This is a genomic window from Kitasatospora sp. NPDC097643, from assembly GCF_040302625.1.
GTDB lineage: Bacteria > Actinomycetota > Actinomycetes > Streptomycetales > Streptomycetaceae > Kitasatospora.
Map to the genome: position 1 here is coordinate 21,541 of NZ_JBEOSA010000090.1, position 9,293 is coordinate 30,833.

A 9,293-nucleotide genomic window follows, 5' to 3' on the forward strand; every position below is an offset into this window, starting at 1 on the left:
ACCCGGGTCGCGCCCCGGCCGAACGTCCCGCACCCCGGTGCCCCGCTCCGGCGCGAATTCCGGCGGCCCGCTTTACCGGTCCGCCGGGACGCGCTAGCGTGGCCCGATTGTGGGTGAGGAATTCGCCGGTCGAATTCCGCGATTTCCTCCCGGTCGGCACCCCAGAGAATTCCTAGGGGTAGCCGGCCGAATCGTAGGGGTGCTGAGGGGCCCCGTAAGGGGTTATCCGGCGGCGCAATCCCGTGCCACGCTGGCCAACGGTGTTTGATACCGTCAGCCGGGTAGTGGAGCGCGCGATGATGAACCAGTCCGAGGAATTCATTCCGGAGCCGGCCGGCGCGGATGTCGAAAATTCGGACGGCTTCTCGTCCTGGCGCGCGCGGCTCGCCGACTCCTCCGAGGCCGAGCAGCAGCGGACCGTCCTGAGCCTCGTCCTGGACCGCGCCAGGGAGGCGCTGCGCGGCCGCTCCGGCGCCGCCGTCGACGCCGACCGGCCCTTCCTGGAACTGGGCTTCGACTCGCTCGCCGCCGTGGACCTGCACAGCAGGCTCACCGCCGCCACCGGGCTGCGGCTGCCGGTCACCCTGGTGTTCGACCACCCGACCCCGGCCTCGCTCGCCCGCCACCTGCGTGCCGAACTGCTCGGCCTGGCCGCCGAGTCGGAGCCGCTGCCGGCCTCCGTCGGCGCCGCCGACGACGAGCCCATCGCCATCGTGGCGATGGCCTGCCGCTTCCCCGGCGGCGCCCGCAGCCCCGAACAGCTGTGGCAGCTGGTCGCCGACGAGGTCGACGCCGTCTCCCCGTTCCCGACCGGCCGCGGCTGGGACCTCGCCGGCCTCTTCGACGACGACCCCGACCGGGCCGGCACCTCGTACGCGCGCGAGGGCGGCTTCCTGCACGACGCCGACGAGTTCGACCCCGGCTTCTTCACCATCTCGCCGCGCGAGGCGCTCGCCATGGACCCGCAGCAGCGCCTGCTGCTGGAGACCGCCTGGGAGGCGTTCGAACGCGCCGGCATCGACCCGACCGGCCTGCGCGAGTCCCGCACCGGCGTCTTCATCGGCGCCGAGGCCCAGGAGTACGGTCCCCGGCTGCACGAGGCCGCTGACGGCATGGAGGGCTACCTCGTCACCGGCAACGCCGCCAGCGTCGCCTCCGGCCGGATCTCCTACACCTTCGGCTTCCAGGGCCCGGCCGTCACCGTCGACACCGCCTGCTCCTCCTCGCTGGTCGCCCTCCACCTGGCTGTGCAGTCGCTGCGCCGCGGCGAGTGCGGCGTCGCGCTGGCCGGCGGCGCGGCCGTGATGGCCGGACCGGGCTCCTTCGTCGCCTTCAGCCGCCAGCGGGGCCTGGCACCGGACGGCCGCTGCAAGCCCTTCGCCGAGGCCGCCGACGGCACCGCCTGGGGCGAGGGCGTCGGCATGCTCCTCGTCGAGCGGCTCTCCGACGCGCAGCGCAACGGCCACCCGGTGCTGGCGGTCGTCCGTGGCACCGCGATCAACCAGGACGGTGCCTCCAACGGCCTGACCGCCCCGAACGGCCCATCCCAGCAGCGCGTCATCCGCCAGGCCCTCGCCGATGCCGGCCTGACCGCCGCCGACGTGGACGCCGTCGAGGCGCACGGCACCGGCACCACCCTCGGCGACCCGATCGAGGCCCAGGCGCTGCTCGCCACCTACGGCCAGGACCGCGAGGCCGACCGGCCGCTCTGGCTCGGCTCCCTCAAGTCCAACATCGGCCACACCCAGGCCGCCGCAGGCATCGGCGGCATCATCAAGACCGTCATGGCGATGCGCCACGGCGTCCTGCCGCGGACCCTGCACGTCAACGAGCCGTCCCCGCACGTCGACTGGGCGTCCGGCGCGGTCGAGCTGCTCACCGAGGCCCGCCCCTGGCCGGAGACCGGCCGCCCCCGCCGGGCCGCCGTCTCCTCCTTCGGTTTCAGCGGCACCAACGCCCACGCCGTCCTCGAACAGGCCCCGGCGACCTCGGAGATCCCGGCCGCCGAACCCGCCACCCGCGCGCCCGCGGCGCTGCCCTGGGTGCTCTCCGCCCGGACCCCGGAGGCGCTGCGCGCGCAGGCCCGCCGGCTCACCGCTCACCTCGACGCGCACCCCGAGCACCGCCTCGCCGACCTCGGCCACTCCCTCGCCACCACCCGCACCGCCTTCGAGCACCGCGCCGTCGTGGTCGCCGGCGAGCGGGACGGCTTCCGGCGCGCCCTGGACGCCCTCGCCGACGGCCTCGGCGCCCCCGGCCTGCTCCAGGGCAGCACCGCCCCAGGGCGCACCGCCTTCCTCTTCACGGGCCAGGGCAGCCAGCGGCTCGCCATGGGCCGCGAACTCTACGAGACGTACCCGGTCTTCGCCCGCGCCCTCGACGAGGCCGCCGGCCACCTCGACCTCCAGCTCGAACGGCCGCTGCGCGAGGTGCTGTTCGCCGCCGAGGGCACCCCCGAGGCCGCGCTGCTGCACCGCACCGCCTACACCCAGCCCGCCCTGTTCGCCGTCGAGGTCGCCCTCCACCGGCTCGTCGAGTCCTGGGGCCTGCGTCCCGACGCCGTCGCCGGACACTCCATCGGCGAGTTCGCGGCCGCGCACGCCGCCGGCGTGCTCACCCTCGCCGACGCCGCCCTGCTGGTCGCCGCCCGCGGCCGCCTGATGGAGGCACTGCCGGCCGGCGGCGCCATGGCCGCCGTCCAGGCCACCGAGGACGAGATCCGCACCACCCTCGCCGGCCGCGAGGCCGCCGTCACCGTCGCCGCGGTCAACGGCCCCGCCTCCGTCGTCGTCGCCGGCGACGAGGACGCCGTCCTCGCCGTCGCCGCCCACTGGGCCGAGCAGGGCCGCAAGACCCGCCGCCTGACGGTCAGCCACGCCTTCCACTCGCCGCACATGGACGCCGTGCTGGCGGAGTTCCGCCGCTGCGCCCAGGCCGTCTCGTACGCCGCACCCAAGATCCCGCTCGTCTCCACCCTCACCGGCCGGACCGTCACCGCTGAGGAGATCGGCGACCCCGAGTACTGGGTGCGCCACGTCCGCGAGGCCGTCCGCTACTGCGACGCCGTCCGGGCCCTGGAGGCCCAGGGCGTCACCACCTACCTGGAGCTCGGCCCCGAGGGGGTGCTCTCCGCGACGGGCCCGGACTGCCTCGCCGACCCGGACGCCGCCGTGTTCGTCCCGCTGCTGCGCGGCGACCGCCCCGAGGTGCACACCGCGACCGCCGCACTCGGCCAGGCCCACATCCGGGGCGCCGCCCCCGACTGGGACGCCGTCTTCGCCGGGCAGGGCGCGCGCCGCGTCGACCTGCCCACCTACGCCTTCCAGCAGGAGCGCTTCTGGCTCGCTCCCGGCTCCGACGGCGGTGACGTCACCGCCGTCGGCCTCGGCGCCGTCGACCACCCCCTGCTCGGCGCCGCCGTCGCGCTCGCCGACGGCGACGGCATCCTGTTCACCGGACGGATCGCCCTCGACACCCACCCCTGGCTGGCCGACCACGCCGTGCAGGGCAGCGTCCTGCTCCCCGGCACCGCCTTCGTCGAACTCGCCGTCCGCGCCGCCGAACAGGCCGGCTGCGGCCTCGTCGAGGAACTCACCCTGGAGGCGCCGCTGCTGCTGCCCGACCAGGGTGGCGTCCACCTGCAGATCGTGGTCGGCGGCGCCGACCGGACCGGCAGCCGCACCCTCTCCCTGCACTCGCGGCCCGAGCACGCCGACGCCGACGAGCCCTGGACCCGCCACGCCGGCGGCCTGCTCGCCCCCGCCGCCGACCCGGCCGGACCCGACCTCGCCGCCTGGCCCCCCGCCGACGCCCGGCCCGTCGACATCCAGGACGTCCGCGCCCGGCTCACCGACGCGGGCTTCGGCTACGGACCGGCCTTCCAGGGCCTGCGCGCCGTCTGGCTGCGCGGCACCGAGATCCTCGCCGAGATCGACCTGCCCGAGCCCGCCCTCGACGACGCCGACCGCTACGGCCTGCACCCCGCCCTGCTCGACGCCGCCCTGCACGCCCTCGGCGCGGACACCGCCGACGACGCCGTCCGCGGCGGCCTGCCGTTCTCCTGGCACGGCGTCACCCTGCACGCCGCCGGCGCCACCGCGCTGCGCCTGCGCGCCACCGTCCTCGGCCGCGGCGAGGTCGCCCTGGAAGCGGCCGACGCCACCGGGCAGCCCGTCCTGTCGGTGCGGTCCCTGGCACTGCGCGAGATCTCCGCCGAGCAGCTCGACGCCGCCCGCGCCGCCCGCAGCGACGCACTGTTCCGTGTCGAGTGGACGGCCCTGCCGGTCTCCGCCGCCACCACCGGGCGCTGGGCCGTCCTCGGCGCCGCCACCCCCGAGCTCGCCGCCCTCGGTGCCGAGCGGTACCCCGACCCGGCCGCCCTCACCGCCGCCGTCGAGGCCGGCCGCACCGCCCCCGACGCGGTGTTCCTGCCCGTCGGCCCCGTCGACGCCGAGCAGCCGGACGACCCGGCCGCCCTCCGCGCCGCCCTGCACCGGGCACTCGACGCGACCCGACAGTGGCTCGCCGACGACCGCCTCGGCTCCGCCCGCCTCGTCCTCACGACCGGCGGCACGGCCGACGGCCCCGGCGCCCTCGCCCGCGCCGCCGTCCGCGGCCTGATCCGCTCCGCCCAGCTGGAGCACCCCGACCGGCTCGTCCTGCTGGACCTCGACGCGCACGGCGTCCCCGGCGAGGTCCTGGCCGGGGCCCTCGCCTCCGGCGAACCCGAACTCGCGGTCCGCGAGGGCGCGGTGCACGTCCCCCGGCTCGCCCGGGCGCGTAGCGCCGCCGACCCGGCCGGGGCCGGCGCCGCCCCCGCGTTCGGCCCCGACGGCACCGTCGTGGTCACCGGCGCCTCCGGTGCCCTCGGCACCCTGGTCGCCCGCCACCTGGCGGCCGAGCACGGCGTCCGCAGCCTGCTGCTGCTCTCCCGCCGCGGCGCCGACGCCCCCGGCACCGCCGAACTCCTCGCCGACCTCGCCGAGCACGGCGCCGAGGCCACCGTCACCGCCTGCGACGTCTCCGACCGCGCAGCCCTCGCCGCCGCACTCGCCGGACACCGGCTCACCGGCGTCGTCCACACTGCGGGCGTCCTCGACGACGGCGTCCTCGACGCCCTCACCCCCGAGCGCCTCGACACCGTCCTGCGGCCCAAGGCCGACGCCGCCCTCCACCTCCACGAGCTGACCGCCGACCAGCCGCTCACCGCCTTCGTCCTCTTCTCCTCCAACGCCGGTGTGCTCGGCGGCCTCGGCCAGGCCAACTACGCGGCCGCCAACGCCGTCCTCGACGCCCTCGCCGAGCACCGTCGCGCCACCGGCCTGCCCGCCACCTCCCTCGCCTGGGGCCCGTGGGCCGACGGCGGGATGGCCGCCGGTCTCGACAGCGCCGACCTGCAGCGCCTCGCCCGCAGCGGCCTGACCGGCCTCGCCGACGACGAGGGCCTCGCCCTCTTCGACACCGCCACCGCGACCGCCGAACCGGTGCTCGTCCCGATGCGCCTGGACCTCGCCGCGCTGCGCGCCCAGGCCGCCGCCGGCACCCTCCCCGCCCAGCTGCGCGGCCTCGTCCGCACACCCACCCGGCGGACCGCCCGCGCCGGCCGCTCCGGCGGCACGGACCTGATGCGCCGCCTGGCCGGCCTCTCCGACGCCGAACTCGACCGCGAACTCCTCGAACTGCTGCGCGTGCGGGTCGCCGCCGTGCTCGGCCACGCGTCCTCCGACACCATCGACGCCGACCGGGCCTTCAACGAGCTCGGCTTCGACTCGCTGACCTCCGTCGAACTGCGCAACGAGCTGCACGCCGCCACCGGGCTGCGCCTGCCGCCCACGCTGATCTTCGACCACCCGACCCCCGCCGCGCTCGCCGCCCACCTGCGCACCGAGATCGCCGGCGCCGCGGAACAGCCCGCCCTTCCCGCGGCCGCCCCCGCCCGCCGCGACGACGAGCCGATCGCCATCGTCGGCATGGCCTGCCGCTACCCCGGCGGCGTCTCCTCGCCCGAGGAGCTGTGGCAGCTCGTCACCGGCGGCGTCGACGCCGTCTCCGCGTTCCCGTCCGGCCGCGGCTGGGACCTCGACCACCTCTTCGACCCCGACCCGGACCACCCCGGCACCTCGTACGCCGACCAGGGCGGCTTCCTGCACGGCGCCGGCCTGTTCGACGCCGCGTTCTTCGGGATCTCGCCGCGCGAGGCGCTCGCCATGGACCCGCAGCAGCGCCTGCTGCTGGAGACCTCCTGGGAGGCGTTCGAGCGGGCCGGCATCGACCCGGCGACGCTGCGCGGCAGCCGCACCGGCGTCTTCGCCGGCGTCATGTACCACGACTACGCGACCCGGCTCGGCGCCGTCCCCGAGGGCGTCGAGGGCTACCTCGGCACCGGCACCTCCGGCAGCATCGCCTCCGGCCGCGTCTCCTACACCTTCGGCCTCGAAGGGCCGGCCGTCACCGTCGACACCGCCTGCTCCTCCTCGCTGGTCGCGCTGCACCTCGCCGTCCAGGCGCTACGCCAGGGCGAGTGCACGATGGCCCTGGCCGGCGGTGTCACCGTCATGGCCACGCCCGAGGCGTTCGTCGACTTCAGCCGCCAGCGCGGCCTCGCCCGGGACGGCCGCTCCAAGTCCTTCTCCGCCGCCGCCGACGGCACCAGCTGGTCCGAGGGCGCGGGCATGCTCCTCGTCGAGCGGCTCTCCGACGCGCAGCGCAACGGCCACCCGGTGCTGGCGGTCGTCCGCGGCTCGGCGATCAACCAGGACGGTGCCTCCAACGGCCTCACCGCCCCCAACGGCCCCTCCCAGCAGCGGGTGATCCGCCAGGCCCTCGCCGACGCCGGCCTGACCGCCGCCGACGTGGACGCCGTCGAGGCGCACGGCACCGGCACCACCCTCGGCGACCCGATCGAGGCCCAGGCCCTGCTCGCCACCTACGGCCAGGACCACACCGACGACCGGCCGCTCTGGCTCGGCTCCCTCAAGTCCAACATCGGCCACACCCAGGCCGCCGCCGGCGTCGCCGGCATCATCAAGATGGTCATGGCGATGCAGCACGGGACGCTGCCGCAGAGCCTCCACCTCGACGAGCCCTCGCCCAACGTCGACTGGGCGTCCGGCGCGGTCGAACTGCTCACCGAGGCCCGCCCCTGGCCGGAGACCGGCCGTCCGCGCCGCGCCGGCATCTCCTCGTTCGGCTTCAGCGGCACCAACGCCCACACCATCGTGGAGCAGGCCCCGGCCGCCGTCCGCACCCGGAAGCCCGCCGACCAGGCCCCGGCCGTCCAGCCGTGGGTGCTCTCCGCGAAGAGCGAGGACGCGCTGCGCGAGCAGGCCCGCGCCCTGCTGACCCACCTGGACCGCACCGCCGGCACGCCCGCGGAGGCGACCGACGGCGACATCGCCCTCTCGCTCGCCACCGGCCGCGCCGCCCTGGAGCACCGGGCCGCCGTCATCGCCGAGGGCCGCGCCGACCTGCTGGCGGGCCTCGCGGCCCTGGCCGCCGGCGAGTCGAACGCCGACGTCCTGCAGGGCACCGTCACCGCCGGCCGCACCGCCTTCCTGTTCACCGGGCAGGGCAGCCAGCGGGCCGGCATGGCCGCGGAGCTGACGGCCGCCCACCCCGCCTTCGCGGCGGCCTTCGACGCGGTCTGCACCGAGCTCGACCGCCACCTGGACCGCCCGCTGCGCGAGGCGATCGCTGACGAGGCACTGATCGGCGAGACCGGCTGCACCCAGCCGGCGCTGTTCGCCGTCGAGGTGGCGCTGTTCCGCCTCCTCGAGTCCTGGGGGGTCCGCCCGGACTACCTGGCCGGCCACTCGATCGGCGAGCTGGCCGCGGCCCACGTCGCCGGGGTGTTCTCGCTCGCGGACGCGGCCCGGCTGGTCGCCGCGCGCGGCCGGCTGATGCAGGCGCTGCCGCGCGGCGGTGCGATGGTCGCGGTGCAGGCCACCGAGGAGGAGGTGCTGCCGCTGCTGACCGAGGGCGTCGGCATCGCCGCGGTCAACGGCCCGACCTCCGTGGTGATCTCCGGTGCCGAGGACGCCGTCCAGGCCGTGGTCGCCGGCCTGGCGGGCCGCCGCACCAAGCGCCTGACCGTCAGCCACGCCTTCCACTCCCCGCTGATGGACGGCATGCTGGACGACTTCCGCGCCGTCGCCGAGGAGATCACCTACGAATTCCCGCGGATTCCGATCGTCTCCACCCTCACCGGCGCACTCGCCTCGACCGAGCTGACCGACCCCGAGTACTGGGTGCGGCACGTCCGCGAGGCCGTCCGCTTCGCCGACGCCGTCTCCGTCCTCGATGGCCGGGGCGTCCGCACCTACCTGGAACTGGGCCCCGACGGGGTGCTCTCCGGGATGGGCCAGGACTGCGTCACCGAGGACGCCCTCTTCACCCCGGCCCTGCGCGCCGGACGCCCGGAGACCCGCACCCTCACCACCGCCCTCACCCTGCTGCACCTGCGCGGGACCGCCGTCGACTGGCCTGCCGTCTTCGCCGGCCGCGGCAACCAGCGCGTCGACCTGCCCACCTACGCCTTCCAGCGCCAGTGGTACTGGCTGGAGAACCTGGCCGCCCCCGCGCCCGCCGCGGCCGCGGTCGACGCCGTCGACGCCCGCTTCTGGGAAGCCGTCGACACCGGCGACCTCGACGCGCTCTCCAGCACCCTCGACCTCAGCGGCGACCAGCCCCTCAGCTCGGTGCTCCCGGCCCTCTCCGCCTGGCGCCGCCGGACCCGCGAGCAGGCCACCACCGACGCCTGGCGCTACCGCGCCACCTGGAAGCCGATCGGCGAGGCCGCCACCGCGCTGACCGCCGGCGTCTGGCTGCTCGCCGTCCCGGCCGGCTCGGCCGAGGACACCGCCGTGCTCGGCACGGTGCAGGCCCTCACCGAGCGCGGCGTGGACGTTCGCCCGATCGAGCTGGACGCCGCCCGCACCGACCGTTCGGGTCTGACCGAACTCCTCGGACAGCGCGTCGCCGACGGCGCAGCCGTCGCAGGCGTCCTGTCGCTGCTCGCCCTCGACGAGCGCCGGACCGACGGCGTGTCGACCGGCCTGCTGCTCACCACCCTGCTCGTCCAGGCGCTGGGCGATGCCGGTGTCGATGCGCCGTTGTGGTGTGTGACGCGGGGTGCGGTGGCCACGGGTCGTTCGGAGCGGGTGGCGGATCCGGTGCAGGCGCAGGTGTGGGGTCTGGGCCGGGTGGTGGCCTTGGAGCATCCGGAGCGTTGGGGTGGCCTGGTCGACCTGCCGGAGGTGCTGGACGGGCGGATCTTCGCCCGGTTGGCGGGTGTG

The 9,293-nt window shown here is 76.4% G+C and carries 1 protein-coding gene; it reads left to right on the forward strand.

All coding sequences use genetic code 11. The annotated features are described in order from the left end of the window. Window positions 1-296: 296 nt before the first annotated feature. The coding region (locus ABTY15_RS36170) for a type I polyketide synthase (protein WP_350605328.1) at window positions 297-9,293 on the forward strand (8,997 nt) is incomplete at its 3' end.